Source organism: Chryseobacterium formosense (genome assembly GCF_900116415.1).
Lineage (GTDB): Bacteria > Bacteroidota > Bacteroidia > Flavobacteriales > Weeksellaceae > Chryseobacterium > Chryseobacterium formosense.
In genome coordinates this window covers 1,233,136-1,248,525 of the sequence record NZ_FPAP01000001.1, presented here as the reverse complement: position 1 = coordinate 1,248,525, position 15,390 = coordinate 1,233,136, and the positions used below count along the sequence as shown (strand labels likewise).

Annotated in this window: 13 protein-coding genes; 5 read left to right on the top strand and 8 right to left on the bottom strand. The window is 38.1% G+C overall.

Translation table 11 applies throughout. The features are described from left to right. Positions 1–66: 66 nt before the first annotated feature. The 6 genes from BM371_RS05810 to BM371_RS05785 all read right to left on the bottom strand — a co-directional run bounded on the left by BM371_RS05810 (position 67) and on the right by BM371_RS05785 (position 6,396). A complete protein-coding gene (locus BM371_RS05810; RefSeq protein WP_034676755.1) occupies positions 67–2,187 on the bottom strand; it encodes a cation:proton antiporter in 2,121 nt (706 codons plus the stop codon). 7 nt (positions 2,188–2,194) lie between these two features. Then, on the bottom strand, positions 2,195–2,767 hold the full coding sequence (locus tag BM371_RS05805; RefSeq protein ID WP_034677411.1) for a hypothetical protein: 573 nt from the start codon (positions 2,765–2,767) through the stop codon (positions 2,195–2,197). Positions 2,768–2,970: 203 nt separating this feature from the next. Beyond that, positions 2,971–3,822, bottom strand: coding sequence for an AraC family transcriptional regulator (locus BM371_RS05800; protein ID WP_131430953.1), 852 nt, complete (start codon positions 3,820–3,822; stop codon positions 2,971–2,973). Between the two features lie 91 nt (positions 3,823–3,913). Beyond that, on the bottom strand, positions 3,914–5,029 hold the full coding sequence (locus tag BM371_RS05795; RefSeq protein ID WP_034676751.1) for an alanine racemase: 1,116 nt from the start codon (positions 5,027–5,029) through the stop codon (positions 3,914–3,916). A gap of 1 nt (position 5,030) precedes the next feature. Further along, positions 5,031–5,477, bottom strand: coding sequence for a GNAT family N-acetyltransferase (locus BM371_RS05790; RefSeq protein WP_034676749.1), 447 nt, complete (start codon positions 5,475–5,477; stop codon positions 5,031–5,033). A gap of 10 nt (positions 5,478–5,487) precedes the next feature. Next, entirely contained in the window at positions 5,488–6,396 is a 909-nt protein-coding gene (locus BM371_RS05785; protein WP_034676747.1) for a universal stress protein, read from the bottom strand. 382 nt (positions 6,397–6,778) lie between these two features. On the opposite strand from BM371_RS05785, the gene BM371_RS05780 reads away from it, so the two are divergent. Together BM371_RS05780 and BM371_RS05775 are read left to right on the top strand one after the other, a co-directional pair. After that, the gene (locus BM371_RS05780; RefSeq protein ID WP_034676745.1) at positions 6,779–8,005 is read left to right on the top strand and encodes a cation:proton antiporter; all 1,227 of its coding nucleotides are present in this window, start codon (positions 6,779–6,781) and stop codon (positions 8,003–8,005) included. A gap of 305 nt (positions 8,006–8,310) precedes the next feature. Further along, positions 8,311–9,081 carry a 4-hydroxy-tetrahydrodipicolinate reductase gene (locus tag BM371_RS05775; protein ID WP_034676743.1) on the top strand — a complete coding sequence of 257 codons (771 nt, stop codon included), beginning with the start codon at positions 8,311–8,313 and terminating at the stop codon, positions 9,079–9,081. A gap of 64 nt (positions 9,082–9,145) precedes the next feature. Here BM371_RS05775 and BM371_RS05770 read toward each other — a convergent pair whose 3' ends face one another. Further along, entirely contained in the window at positions 9,146–10,432 is a 1,287-nt protein-coding gene (locus BM371_RS05770) for a DUF389 domain-containing protein (RefSeq protein WP_034676741.1), read from the bottom strand. Next, a complete protein-coding gene (gene nhaA, locus BM371_RS05765) occupies positions 10,425–11,768 on the bottom strand; it encodes a Na+/H+ antiporter NhaA (protein WP_034676739.1) in 1,344 nt (447 codons plus the stop codon). The genes BM371_RS05770 and nhaA overlap by 8 nt, the downstream gene beginning before the upstream one ends. Positions 11,769–11,991: 223 nt before the next feature. Between nhaA and BM371_RS05760 the strand changes: the two genes are divergently transcribed. From BM371_RS05760 to BM371_RS05750, 3 genes are all read left to right on the top strand, one after another. After that, on the top strand, positions 11,992–13,728 hold the full coding sequence (locus tag BM371_RS05760; protein ID WP_034676737.1) for an APC family permease: 1,737 nt from the start codon (positions 11,992–11,994) through the stop codon (positions 13,726–13,728). A gap of 260 nt (positions 13,729–13,988) precedes the next feature. After that, entirely contained in the window at positions 13,989–14,249 is a 261-nt protein-coding gene (locus BM371_RS05755) for a hypothetical protein (RefSeq protein WP_034676734.1), read from the top strand. A 50-nt stretch (positions 14,250–14,299) separates the two neighbouring features. Next, a complete protein-coding gene (locus BM371_RS05750) occupies positions 14,300–15,388 on the top strand; it encodes an efflux RND transporter periplasmic adaptor subunit (protein WP_034676733.1) in 1,089 nt (362 codons plus the stop codon). The last annotated feature ends 2 nt before the right edge of the window (positions 15,389–15,390 follow it).

Sequence of the window (15,390 nt, the reverse complement as noted above, 5' to 3'; positions counted from 1 at the left end):
ATGTTGATTATCTTGCTGCCTTATCATTTTACCTCAAACTTTGAGGGCTACAGAATATTCTATAATTTACTTAAATATTTTTTTAATTACATTTCCTATTTCTACAAAATCATCATGATTGGAAACATTTCGTTTTTCAATATTACTATTTTCGTATTCTGAGAAAGGGAAGATCAACAGATAGTTTTTATTGAGTAAACTTCTGTTAAGTAATTCAGGGATCATTCTCATCCGTGGAATATAAGAATGCATTCCTCTTTTGGCCATAAAAATGATCAACCCTTCGTCATCTTTAATGCCTGAAGCCGTTTCTTCACTGTCTTCCCAGGTGTGTATCATTATAAATTCTGCTTCGATATTGGATTTTTTTATGATGCGCTGCAAAAGATTAATGGTATTTTCAGGAGCATAAAAAACCATTTTTGCTCCAGAATTTTTGGCAATATTCCATACTCTGACCAGTGAGTGAAAAAAACCTGCTTCCTTTTGCGCATTTTTAGGAATTATCACTGCGTATTTTTTTATAGTAGATAGAGGCTGAACAGCATGATAGATGAAGATGTTTACATTATCGTTCTGTAGGTAACCATTATAAAGATTTTGTGCAAATGAAGTGGAAAACCCTTTTTCATCTTCCAAACCGATCATTAAATCAGTGATATTGTGCTCTTTAATCACATTATTAATTCCGTTGATCACATCATTGTCATACCTTTTTAAGGCCTGAAGTGTTATATCTGCCGCTGCTGCTGTATCTTTTGCCTGATGTAGCAACTTTTCGGCATTTTTAACTGAGGATTCATTCTTATCTTCATTAATAACATTAAGAGCAAAAAAATCCTGAGTATTCGAATGCGCTTTGATCAAAATTCCGAGATTAACCATTTTTTCAACAGTTTCTTCGTAGTTAATAGCCAAGAGAATATTTTCTTCTTCATCATTGTTACCCGAAACCGTATCTTCGTTGCTGCTTTCTACAATCTTCTGTCCAGCTGACATGGTAATAAAAGACGATATCGTACATGAGACAAGGATTAATAAAATGCTTCCATTCAGTACGTGTTCGTTCAGTAATCGTACAGGTTCGCCGCTCTCTGTTTCAGAGATGATAATATTGTATCCTACGATCACAGTCGCTAATGTAGCAGCTGCGGAAGCAGAACTCAGTCCGAAAATCAGTTTACCCTCATCTTTTGTAAACCGGAATGTTTTCTGGGTTATCACAGCAGAAATGTATTTCCCTCCTATTGATGCAACGATCATGATCCCTGCGACTATCAGAGTATCGAAGCTGTTAAAAAAAACTTTAAAATCGATCAGCATTCCTACACTGATCAGGAAAAAAGGTATAAATATAGCATTACCGACAAATTCAACACGGTTCATCAATGAAGAACTATGCGGTATCAGTCTGTTTAAGGCCAGACCTGCAAAAAATGCTCCTATGATGGCTTCTACGCCGGCTAATTCTGCTAACAAAGCAGCCAGATATATCATAACCAATACGAATATGTATTGTGAAATTTTATCATTAACTTTTTTGAAAAACCATCTTCCTATGATTGGAAATACCAATAGGACAATCAGTGCGAAAATAGCAAAAGACCCTGCGAGCTTAATCCAGAACGCCATATTGACCTCACCTGTCACCATGCCGACGACTACTGCAAGTACCAGAAGGGTTGCCACATCAGTAAGCATTGTTCCACCTACGGTAATATTTACGGCTTGGTTTTTTGCGATACCCATTTTACTGATTAACGGATAGGTTATCAATGTCTGAGAAGAAAATAGGCTGGCAAAAAGTACGGAAGTAAGTACGGAAAAACCTAAAAGAAGGTAGGAACCTAAAAATCCGAGGATAAAAGGAAAGATAAAAGCATAAGCTCCATAGCCTAAACTTTTCCACTTGTTTTTCTTAAAGTCTCCAAGATCTATTTCCAGACCTGCTAGAAACATAATGTAAAGAAGTCCCGTAGTTCCTGTAACAACGATGCTGCTGTCTCTGGTCAATACATTAAACCCATTTGGGCCGATAACAGCACCGGCAATAATCAGTCCGAGCAGATGGGGAACCTTGATTTTATTCAGTAAAATCGGTGCAGCGAGAATAATGACCAGAACCAAAAAAAACTTAAGGACAGGATCTTCAAACGGAAGATTTAGGTGTTGTAAGCTTAAAATCATAGGTGTTTTATTTTGAAGGTCTTGTCAATTCCACGTTAAACTTCGTCAGGCATTCATTATCAATCGTGACGGTTCTGGTCCCTTTTATTCTGGTAGACGAAATTTCATTGAGAACAACATTCATTTCAACGCTCTTATCGGCTGAAGAATCTGTTTTATACTGCAGGTGTACCTCGCCGTTTTCATATTTGCCAGAGTATAATCTGACCAATTTATTATTATTTATAATTTTACAAACCAGCGGCGTGGAATCATTATCAAACTCCCAGTTATCAACCCGTTGATCACCTACCACATAATCAGTGCAGTTTGATTCTGTGCAGATTACTGTTCCGGTCCATGTCCCCAAGACTTCTGGCGGCCATTCCATGATCAATTTTACAGAATCTGTTTTCCTACTTAGAATACTGTCTCTCATCCTTAACAAGGATTGATAATCGGATTCTTTTTCAGCAAATGATTTTTCTTTATCCAGCAACTGGAGTTCACGCTTGGCGATCTGCTGTTCTTTTGCTTTATCCGAACAATTCAGGCAAAATATAAACAAACAAAGAAGTATAAGTGGATATTTTTTTGACATGATATCGATTTTGGTTTTAGTAATATAAGAAATATGGCTGACATTACATAATGCATTTGATTTAATTTTCAGTTCTATAATCACTGGTTTTATTGATTTTTGAAACGCTTATAAATCTTTGTGATCACAATTTCGGGAATTGATTTTAACGTTTGTGCAGTATAATATCAATTGAATAAAGATGTGTAACTTAGTGGAATCAATTATTTTAATTGGACTGTCCGGAAATTATTTGGAGATACACCCCTGACAGATTTAAAATACTTTCCAAAATGAGAATTATCATTGAAGCCCAATTCATACGAAATCTCAATGATTGAAAGGGAGCTGTGAAGCAACAATCTTTCTGCTTCCAGGATAATTCGGTTTTTGATGACCTGCCCAGCTGTTATATCGAGGATTTCTTTTACCAACGTATTGAGATAGCTGGAATTTATATTTAATTTCTCTGCATATTTTGAAGTGGTTTTCAATTCCTTGTAATGCAGGTTTACAAGATCATTGAAATCATCTACCAATTTCTTCTTATGATCTACAGATCGGTTGATAAGGTCTTTTTTGGATGAATTTCTGATATATTTCAGTACAAAAACTTTAAGGAGCAGGCATAGGATTTCTTTTCTGGATTGTTGGTGAGATTGATATTCAGTTCGAAGTTCCTTAAATGTCTGCTTAAGGTCTGATAAGTTTTCAGGTTTTAATGAAATAAATGGGGAAACGTTATGAAGTGCAGTGTCGCTTTTGATCATTTTATTACCTGTATAGACGTGGTTGTAAAATGATTTGGTAAATAAAATGACTTCACCCTCAATAGTTTGTTGGTCTTTGAAGTAGTAGACCTGATTATAGTTGATGAAAAAAAAAGTGTGTGATTTCAATTGGAATTCCCGGTCATCTATGATGATGGAGCCATCTGCATTTTCGAAAAGCAAGACGGCATAAAATTTATTTTTATAATGCAACCCTGACTTTAATTTACCATTAAAAGCAGAAAAAGGCATCATCAGAAATTCATTCCTCGTTTCTGAGTATATGTCGAGCCTGCCTAATGTCAAAGAAAGTATGTTTGGAATCAGATTCTTCTATTTATAATCAAATATATGGATATTAATTCAATTGCGATTTTAGGGCAAGAGTAAACAACAGTTAATTTATATTTTCTAAAATCTTAAGTTCTGCAGGATGGATTTTGTGATCGATCAACTTGTCAACATATTCGGAATTCATCGCCCGTAAAACAGCCAGATAACTCATGCTAAAGTCTACAGTATCACCAACTTTCAAATTATTTAGGTTATCCGAGAGATCGAGGATCATCATATCCGAACTTGCACCTATGATCTTGACATCCTGCGCCATTGGTTCAATATGTTTGTGGTCAATATCTAGCACACCCACGTCAACAATAGCTCTCACAGATGTTTTTCCTTTTTTTGCTATATCGTGTTGCGGTGTTTCGCCGGTAAGATTAGTTCCGGCGTCACCTGCAGGTATCATTGGCTTTTGTGCAATTTCAATGATCTCGGCGGTGAGTTTGAAAACATCCTGGTACATCCCGCTGATGGTAGAATCGTTGTACACATCTGTTCCGAAAAATAAAGACTCTCCAATTCTAAAATGATTGATTCCGGAATGAATCTTATTCTGAAATATCAAAGGAATGGTCACCGATGATCCTGCAGAGATGAAAGGTATTCTTGTTTGATGTGATTCTTCGATGATCTCTTTAAAACTATGGAGTTTCATCAACTTTTTCTCATCCGGTAAAATACCATTCAGGCAATTAAGATTGGTTCCGATCCCGACAACATCGATGTTTGGAAATTTTTTCACTTTACCGAAAAAACGGGAGAGATCCCTGACCATAATGCCTTCCCGCAATTCACCCATCTCTACCATGATAACGATCTTGTGTGTCTTATTTTGCAACACGGCTTCTTTCGAAAGTGCTTTGATGGTTTCAATTTCACTGTTGAAACTGACGTCGGCATATTTTACAATGCTTTTTGCCAATCGTTTAGCTGGCGGTTTTATATAGACCGTTTGGGTTTCGGGTGATATTTTTTTGATGTGCTTCAGATTGGTCAGTCTGGAGTCACAGATCTCCTTATCAGAAAATTCGAGCAGACATTCCAGAAATTTCTCGTTTCCACACAATAGCTTGGCCACTACCGCCCATTCGATGTGATGTTCTGCAAAAAGCTGATCAAGATAATGGTAATTATATTTTAGTTTATTTGAATTGAGAGTGATGTATGACATTTTATTTTTTTAATCGCATTTCAAGATATTTGGTGGTAAAACCTAATTTTTTGTAAAGCTGCATGGCGGGATTTTCCGGTTTACAATGTAGGGCAATGTCTCCCTCGCAAGAGTCAATGGCGTTTCGCATTAGAAGTTTGCCGATTCCCTGTCCGCGCAATTTCTTATCGGTTGCGATGTAGACAAGTATGTTTTCAGGGATATAACCGCCCATTCCGGTTTTGTTCAAGACGACTGCTCCCACAAGACTTTGATTGTTTTGGTGTGTTGCCGTAACAATGGTTCCGCCCGGTTTGTTTTGATAGCCTAAGGAATAGTTGACTGCGGCAGCAATGTCGCCTTGTGGATCGCCATATTGTTCCAGATGTTCAAAGAGAAATTTCACAATCTCTTTCTTCTGATTTTCTGCTATTTTATCTTTTTCTGAATATTTTTGTATTGTGATCATAAAATTTATTTTATCCCGGATGCGGAAGCGTGATATCATAACCGACATTGGCATTTGACAGACTTTGCTTCTTTTCATATTTATTCTTTAGAAAAAATAAAGGAATATCCGTGTTGTTGATTATTTGTTTGAAGAAGTTTTCCAGGAAAAATGATTTCCAGCTGTTTTCATCCCGATAATTGAGAATGATAATGTCTGCTTCGTCATCCTTGGAATGTTCTGAGATCTGTATTGCCTTTTCGCCGGTCATAACAAACTGAGATCTATATTCCTGTGAACTTTCTTCAAGTGTTCTTTTTACTTCCAGATAGGCACTTCTAATTTTACTGACATCTTCCTGATCGCTGATCCCTAAAAGATTAATGATGCCTTTATTCTTTTCGGCAATGGTTACCGAAAGATCTATCTTATCTGAAAGATCGTACAGTACCCTTACCGGAACAAGTATTTTTTCAAATGTATATTTTCTGCAACTTTCCGGAACTAAAAGTACGGAAGTGTTTGAACCCGTGAGGATCTCGTAAGACAGTGAACCAACAATGACCTGAACAAAGTTTTGTTTTCCGGATGTAGCACAGACCACCAGATCCACATCCTGATCTTCGATGACTTCATTGATGCCATGTATAAGACTATCATTTTTAAGGATGGTTTCAATGACTAATGTTGGATACTGAGCCTTCAGGGATATTTCCATTTGGCGCAAAGTATTTTCGGCTCTTTGCACATTGTCTTTTACAACATCGGCACCCAATAATTGTTTTCCGGTCTTGTCGATCACAAAAAAATTATCAATGTTATGCAATACAATCAAGCGTGAGTGATGCCTTGACGCGATATTCAATGCCATCAACAATGCATTCTGCGATTTTTCTGTGAAGTCGGTGGTTAAAAGAATTGTATTGATTGAATTTTGCATTTGAAATGGTATTTACACTATTATATTGATTTGCAAAGTTCGCTAATGTTTATAGTAATGTATGTTAGAAAATGCTGTGAAAGTGGTATAATTTATAGGCAAGCTTTTAAGAATGAATGAAACTGACATCTGTATATTTGATAACTACTTAACGTTTTTTGATAGTGGAGATGCGTTCTGAAAAAAGATAATTTAAGAGCGGTTACTTCTTAAAAAGATTACGGGTTCAATATTACCGTAAAACAAGAACAGCAAATAAGCCGTGGCGGGATATTTGATATTTTCACCTCAAGCCGCTTGAGTATTACAGCTTCGCCTAAACGTACTGAATATTATAGCAATTCAAAAAATACTTTTTAGCAATAATAAATTTACGTACTCTATGGATCAATATCTGATTATTTTAGTAATACTCGGCGCTGCCATTTTTAGTGTGGCATGGATGCCTAAAATTTCAAAAAAAACTGGCATCTCGTACTCTATTTTTTATGTAGCAACAGGGTTTGCACTTTATCTCCTGGCTCCTGATCTTCTGCCAAACCCAATGCCTCAAAAAAATGAAAACCTGACGCTTCATTTAACCGAGTTGATTGTTATTATTTCGCTTATGGGTACTGGGATCAAGATCGACCGGAAATTTTCTTTTAAAACCTGGTCATCCCCGTTGAAACTTGTAAGTTTTACCATGTTATTGTGTATTGCAGCAGCAGCGGTAATGGGCTATTATTTTTTAGGTTTAGGTCTTGCGTCGGCAGTACTTCTTGGTGCTGTTCTTGCTCCAACGGATCCTGTTCTCGCATCGGATGTACAGGTGGGACCTCCAAATGAGGGAATGAAATCAGAGACCAAATTTGCGCTAACGTCAGAGGCTGGACTCAATGACGGAGTCGCTTTCCCATTTACCTGGCTTGCCATTACTATTGGTCTTATGTTCACAGGCAAAGAAAGCAGCTTTTTAGAGTGGTTTGCTCTTGATGTTATCTACCGAATAATTGCCGGTATTGTGATCGGATTTCTATCAGGCAAAGGTATTGGCATTTTGTTATTCAGAGTTTCCAAAAAATATGAGATACTAAGAACCAGAGATGGTCTGGTGGCAGTTGCAGCTACTTTACTGGTATATGGTATAACAGAAATTGTCCATGGTTATGGGTTTATTGCAGTTTTTATCTGTGCAATCACACTAAGGCATTTTGAGAAAGATCATCAGTATCATGATACACTTCATTCTTTTACCGATCAGATAGAAAGGCTGCTAGTCTGCCTGCTACTGATTATTTTCGGAGGAGCCTTAGCAATGGGTATCCTAGAACCAATAACGTGGAAAATGGTTGGGTTTTCGGTGATTTTCCTGCTAATAGTAAGGCCTTTATTTGGCTGGTTGGCATTGAGTTCCTCAAAAATGAAAAACAGACAAAGGTTGGCAATCGGATTTTTTGGCATCCGCGGGATGGGCTCAATATTCTATCTTGCATTTGCTTTCAGTAAATTTGATTTTGACAACCAAGATGAAATGTGGGCTATTGTTTCTTTAACCATCCTTTCCTCAATACTGATTCACGGTCTTACCGCAACCCCTGTGATGGAATATCTTAACAAAGAAGAATAGCATCAGTATGATAGTCGCAAAGTACAATTAAATCATACTAACTCTCGTTGAGATCTATGAAGATGCTATGAATAATGTCAAGACCAGGAACGATTTTAAAAAAGCCGCTTAGCCTCGAAGATAATTCCTATTTAATTTATTGCATAGTAGTCAAATAGATACTATATGGCATTGCCACCTCTATCTCTGTAAAATCAATAAGATCTATACCTAAAAGTATGGTAGAAATCGATCTTTCTTTTTTTTGTATATTACTACGGTCAATTATTCGAAATCATCAATTAAAAAATATAAAAATTGTAATTATGAAAATAGGATTATTAGGATTTGGGAAGGCAGGTAAAGCGGTAGCAAATGTTATTCTTCAGCACAAGAATTTTTCATTGGAGTGGGTTCTGAAGAAAACTGATACGCTGAATAAGCTTTCTGCAAAAGATATTCTTGGGATCTCAGCATCGGATGATGCAATGATCTATTCTCAAAGCAGCACGGACATTGAAACATTACTTGAGGATCATCCTGTAGACTTTGTTATTGATTTTTCCACCGAAGAAAGCATCCATCTTTATGGCAAATTCGCAGCCCGTAAAAAGATCAAGATCATCTCAGCCATTTCGCACTACGGAGAAAATGAGATCAAAGTTCTGAAAGAACTTGCAACTGACACTGTGGTGTTTTGGTCGCCTAATATCACATTAGGCGTCAACTACCTTTTGTTTGCGGCATCGCTGTTAAAAAATATAGCGCCTGGTGTTGATATAGAGGTGGTCGAGGAACACTTCAAAGCTAAATCCGGCGTGTCGGGAACAGCAGTGAAAATTGCGGAAACTTTGGATATAGAGACAGAAAGCATCAACTCTGTCAGGGCTGGCGGTATCGTTGGAAAACACGAAGTTATCTTTGGTTTTCCCTACCAGACCGTTCGACTTGTCCACGAATCCATATCACGAGAAGCATTTGGAAGTGGTGCATTGTTTGTCGCTGAGAACCTTAAAAGCAAACTGAAAGGATTGTATAATTTTGAAGACATCCTGCGACCTTACTTTTTCGCTCAGACTCCAGATATGTTATCTTAAAATCTATCAGTTGGAAAAATGCCATTCCAAAAATTGGAATGGCATTTTTGAAGTGTATTTCAATCTAGTTTTCAGAATTGTTTAAAAGTTTGACATTTTTCTCATTCAGCCTTTTTTCAAGCCAGCTTTTGAGCTGTAATTCATTCACTTTCTTTCCCGAGTAGATCATCACAAATTGGAGCCTGGCACTGTCCGTTTCGGGATATTGGGCTATCTTTCCATAGGAAACGCCGGACATATCTGGGTATAGGATTTGTATCTCTTTCCCCAATGTGGAGTCTGAAACTTTATAATTATCCAGTTCTGACCGCAGGCTTGATAAGGCGATGTCCTTCTCTGATAGGTTTGTATTGTTTTTGTTGATCTCACTCAGTATCTCTGATTTCAGATCGGAATTGTTTTGCCTGATGTTGATCTTTGTATTTGAAAGCCCGTTATCAGACAGCATCTTGTTGTAATACTTGATCTCTTCGGCAGTGAATTTTTTATTAAGGAATGCAACGTCGATGGTTTTAGGATTGGCGTTGTAATTTATCTTTTTATAGATCAATGTGTATCCATTCTTTTCAAATTCTTTTTGGAGGAAAAGTTCTGCGGTCTTCGTGAATTTCTTTTCATTATAAAGGTTGTAGGCCAGATACGAGCTGGGAACGATCATTACCAGTATTAACAACGATATGCTGTATCTGATCCTTTTTTCATATTTGTTGTCGACAATAGAGGAAGGATAATGCAGATATTTCACGACAAGAAAAGTAGCAATGCATATAAAAAAGCAATTGATGCTGTAAAGATAGAATGCGCCGATGAAATAAGAAAAATTAAAAGTAGCAAGACCAAACCCGGCCGTACACAGGGGAGGCATCAATGCCGTTGCAATGGCAACACCCGGAATAGGATTTCCTTTTTCTACCCTTGTTATGGCTATGACACCTACCAATCCCCCAAAAAAGGCGATCAGAACATCGTAAATGTTAGGGGCTGTCCGCGCCAAAAGTTCCGACTGTACATCCTTGAAGGGACTTATGTAAAAATAAAATCCAGAAACCAATAAGCTTACTACCGTTGCGATGATAAGATTCTTAAAAGATTTCTTGAGCAGAGGAAAATTATAGGTCCCAAGTGCGAATCCAGCACCTACGATTGGACCCATTAATGGAGAGATAAGCATAGCCCCAATAATGACCGCAGTGGAATTGACGTTAAGGCCGATTGATGCGATGATGATCGCACAGGCCAGGATCCAGAGGTTGGAACCTCTGAATGAGATGTTGGACGTGACATTTTCCAATACCTTATCCTTTTTCTCCTCACCATTGTGAAGATTAATAAAATTAAAGATATTATTCATCGGTTTGAGTCGGTTTAGAATCTTTATTGAGGATTATATACCCTATTACACCTCCAATAAGCGAAGCTGCAAATATGCCGATCTTTGCCTGGGTCTGGTATTCCTCGTGAGAGAAGGCCAGCGAAGTCACAAACAATGACATTGTAAAGCCTATTGATGCCAGAAAACCGACACCCAGCAAATTACGGATATTCATCCCGGCAGGCAACTCCGCAATTTTTAGTTTTATAAAAACAGCAGTGAAGCCTACGACACCTACAACTTTTCCTATAAGTAGGCCTAAGGCCACACCAAGCGCAATATTTGTATCAAAAAGGCTGTTAGGGTCAATATTGAGGGAAACTCCGGCATTGGCTATTGCAAAGATCGGTATGATAACGAAAGTTACAACGGGATGCATTGCGTGTTCCAATATCTGAAGAGGAGGAGTGGCGGCATTTGTCGCCTCATTGATCTTTTCCAGAATATGCAGCTGGTCATTGGTCAATGTCGGTGTGTTCTCCGTAGGGTCTAAATTTTTAAACCTGTCCAGATAGCTGCTGATCTTGGCAATAAAAAGGTTTTCTTTGATCTTCACATCTGCAGGAATGGTAAAAGCTGCCAGCACGGCAGCTATGGTTGCATGGACACCGGAAATCACAAAACAGGTCCATACACCAACGATACCAAGTAACGCAAAGAAAAATATGGATCTCACACCCATCTTATTCCCCAGGTACATTATTCCAAGTATCAGAAGGCCGATCGATAAAGACGTCAATTCGATGTCGGATGTGTAAAAAAATGCGATCACCAATACCGCGCCCAGATCGTCAACGATGGCCAACGCTGTAAGAAAGACCTTTAGGGAGAGCGGAATTTTTTTTCCCAATAAAAAAAGAACGCCTAAGGCAAAAGCTATATCCGTCGCCATAGGGATTCCCCATCCCTTATGCATTTCTCCGGAGGGATTAAGCATCAAGAAGATCACCGCAGGCATGACCATTCCGCCAATAGCCGCAATAATTGGTAATAATGCTTTTCTTGGATTTGATAGTTCCCCGCCGATGATCTCCCGTTTAAGTTCAAGTCCTACAACAAAAAAGAAAACCGACATCAATCCGTCGTTGATCCAGTGGTGAATGGTGAAATCAAAAAAGCTTTCCCCATTCCATCTGAAGCCAAGGGTTTGCTCCAAAAAATGATGATAGCCATCGGATAAGGATGTGTTAGCCAGAATAAGAGCAATAATGACACTAATGCCCAAAAGCAATCCTCCGGATTTTTCCTGTTGGATAAATCGCTGGACTGGCTGCGTAATTTTGTCAATTGGCTTAGTGGGATAGTTGTTTGTCATAGTTAATAAGATAATGATGACAAATTTATGAATACTGGAGTTAAAAACATAAGGACTTTAGAAAAGTTATCCTGACCAGTTATGGATCATCTCAAATAATTTAGTAACCGTTTCTCAAGCCCATATTGTATTGTCATTTTAAAATTAATTTTTTTTAAAACAATTATGGTTTTAAAATTAATTTGTTTAATATTATGGACCTTTAATCTATTAAAATAAAGAGATGTCAACAAAAAAGCTTAGTGAATGGTATGCCACTGCGATCTGCGGCAATGATATAACGTCATCTTGTCTGTATGTTTCGGCCTTGGCAATTGTAGCGGCAGGTCAGTATGCATGGGTCGCTCTCCTGATGGTGGCAGTCGTACTATTTTTATTCAGAAAGATCTATGGTGAGGTGGTCGGAGCCCTCCCCCTCAATGGTGGTGCATATAACGTCCTGTTAAATACTACCACGAAAAGCAATGCGTCAGTCGCAGCGTGTCTTACCATCTTATCTTACATGGCAACGGCTGTGATCTCCTCAAGCGAGGCGATGCACTACTTACATCATATTTTGCCATATTTCAATGTGAACATAGCGACATTCGTGCTATTGCTCATATTTTTAGGGCTTACTATTTTGGGGATTTCTGAAAGTGCGGTGGTTGCCCTAGTCATTTTTATATTCCATCTTGCAACAATGGGACTGTTGATTGTTTCCTGCTTTTTCTTTGTCTGGCAGCATGGATTCTCAATATTGATTGACAATTTCCATCTTCCGGCCAGAAATGGAAGTATCTTAACTGCTATTTTCTTTGGATTTTCCGCTGCGATGCTTGGAATTTCAGGATTTGAAAGCTCTTCAAATTTTGTGGAGGAGCAGGAGCGAGGTGTCTTTGTCAAGACCTTGAGAAATATGTGGATAGCGGTATCTGTCCTAAATCCGCTGATTGCATTTCTTGTGATATGCATCATCCCTATATCGGCAGTAGAGTCCCACCAAAATTCATTTTTAAGTTATATCGGTACATTGACCGGCGGAAAATGGCTGGCTATGATCATTTCGATCAATGCGGTCTCTGTTCTTAGTGGTGCGGTACTGACTTCATTTGTAGGCGTCAATGGTCTTATAAAGAGAATGACACTAGACAGGATATTGCCTAATTACTTTCTAAAGGAAAATAAACGGGGCAGTACCTACAGGATCCTGATCCTTTTCTTTCTGTTATGTCTTTCCGTGCTATTGGTGACCAGAGGACAATTGGCACCACTGGCCGCTGTTTATGCCCTGTCTTTCCTGACCGTTATGGCATCATTTGCATTAGGGAATATCCTTCTTAAACTCAGAAGATCAAGATTGCCACGTCCGGAATATGCAAAACCGGGATTTGTTTTGATCGCTCTTTTTGCCATACTTATAGCGTTGTATGGCAATGTGATGACCAAACCGAGATATCTCGTGACATTTCTACAGTATTTTATTCCGTCGGTACTTATTATTCTGGCAATGCTGATGAGGAAAGATATCATGCACTTTATTGTAAATCTCCTCCAGTCAGTTTCAAAAAACTACAAGAGGTATACCGTTACCAGACAGAGAGTTCTACACCGCAGCTTGAAAAAACTTTATGAGCAGGACTTTGTTTTCTTCTCCAAAGGTGATGACATAGCAACCCTTAATAAGGTTATGATGTACCTGCACGAAAATGAGGTGACAAATAAGATGAAGATCGTTACGGTCTTAAAAGAACAACAGCAACCTGATACGAAGTTCCTCACTGATTTTGACACTTTGGACCGTGCCTATCCTGAGGTCGACATGGAATATATCACTCTGGTGGGTGAATTTACTCCGGAACTGGTAGAAGATCTGAGCCATAAATGGAATATTCCCAAAAATTTCATGTTCATTAGTAGTCCTGGAGAAAAGTTCAGCTACAGAGTGGACGAATTGGGCGGTGTACGGCTTATACTCTAAATGGACAGATCATAAAAATCTAGATACTGAAAACCAAGATTAGTTGACATCACATAATCCGTTTTTAACTAATATTTGTAATTTTTAATAAAGTTTTAACATTAATTAAAAAAAGATTAAAAATTAAACGGTTTATCTTTGTTTGACAACAGTTTATATAGTGGGATTTTCAAATTTTTCTGTAGATAATGCTATTTAGGTCATCCGTATTTATATACATCCTTACCATTTTTACCCTATTTAATTCGAAATGGACTAAAATGTCTATTGCGAATATTTTGACGACTCAACATTCTGCTCAAAAAGGATTTAATGTTTATGCAAAATCTTATAAAAATGTAAAAGCGGTTCCCGTTTGCGGTAAGAATTTTTCTAAATTTTTAAGTTCCGCAGATGTTGATGGAGATTATGAAAGTCGTATAAATCTATTTGTTGAAATCTGCGAGGTTTTTTCCGCTGTTTCTTCTAAACCTATTTATTGTTTCTTTACATCTTATCTGCATTTACTGCAGCTTTTCTGAAAATTACTAAATGTCATTTTTTAATCAAGTTTAGTAATCAAAAATTTTCAATGGAAACAAAAAGTCTCATATGGTGCAGTCTTGCATTGATATGCACATGGTCATGTGGCGAAGGCCACCAGAATAAAAATAAAGAAAGTAAAGAAGTTCCTGTATATGTCGTAAAACAAAAAGATACTTTGGTAACCAATCAGTTCGTGACAGACATTCAGGCCAAAAGAAATGTTGAGATACGCTCACGACTCAATGGAATCATTCAGAAGATCTACGTCAACGAGGGTCAGTTTGTAAAGAAGGGTCAGGCACTATTTAAGATCAACGATGCTGAGCTTCAGGTAGAATTGCTGAAGGCAACTGCAAGTCTGAAACAAACTCTTGCTGATGTCCATATTGCAGAGGTGGAGCTGAAGCAGGTCCAAAGTCTGCACGACAAAAAATTCGTTGCGGATAATGAATTGCAGCTGGTTAAGGCCAAGCTTTCGTCCGCACAGGCAAAATATGCATTTGCAGATGCCGAAAGAAAAGCGGTGTTGCAAAAGATCGATTTTTCAACCATTACGGCTCCTTTCGACGGTGTTCTTGATATGATTCCGCATAAAGATGGAAGTCTGGTAACGAATGGAACATTGCTCACCACGTTGTCGCAGCTCGATGAAGTGTATGCCTATTTTTCCATTCCGGAAAATCAGTATTTTGAATTGTTGGCTCATGACAAATTGGGAAAACACCAGAAAATCGAATTGACATTGCCTAATGGTGCGGCTTATCAATTTAGCGGTACTTTGAAGTCGGCTGAAAGTGAAATAGACAGGGCAACGGGTTCTATTCGTTACAAGGTCTTGTTTCCCAATCCAAACCATTTGATCAAACATGGTACTTCGGGTAAACTTTCTATTTCGGAAGTTCAGAATAATGCCATGATGATTCCTCAGAAAGCAACATTTTCCATTCAGGATAAAACCTATATTTTCAAGGTGGATAAGAACAACAAAGTGAAAATGACCAACATTGAGGTCGGAACGGCTTTAAAAGATTCTTACCTCGTGGAAAGCGGTCTCAAAAAAGGCGACCTGATTATTTACGAAGGCACCCAGTCGCTGAAGGACGGTGATGAGATCACAATCAAAAACAGACTTTAATT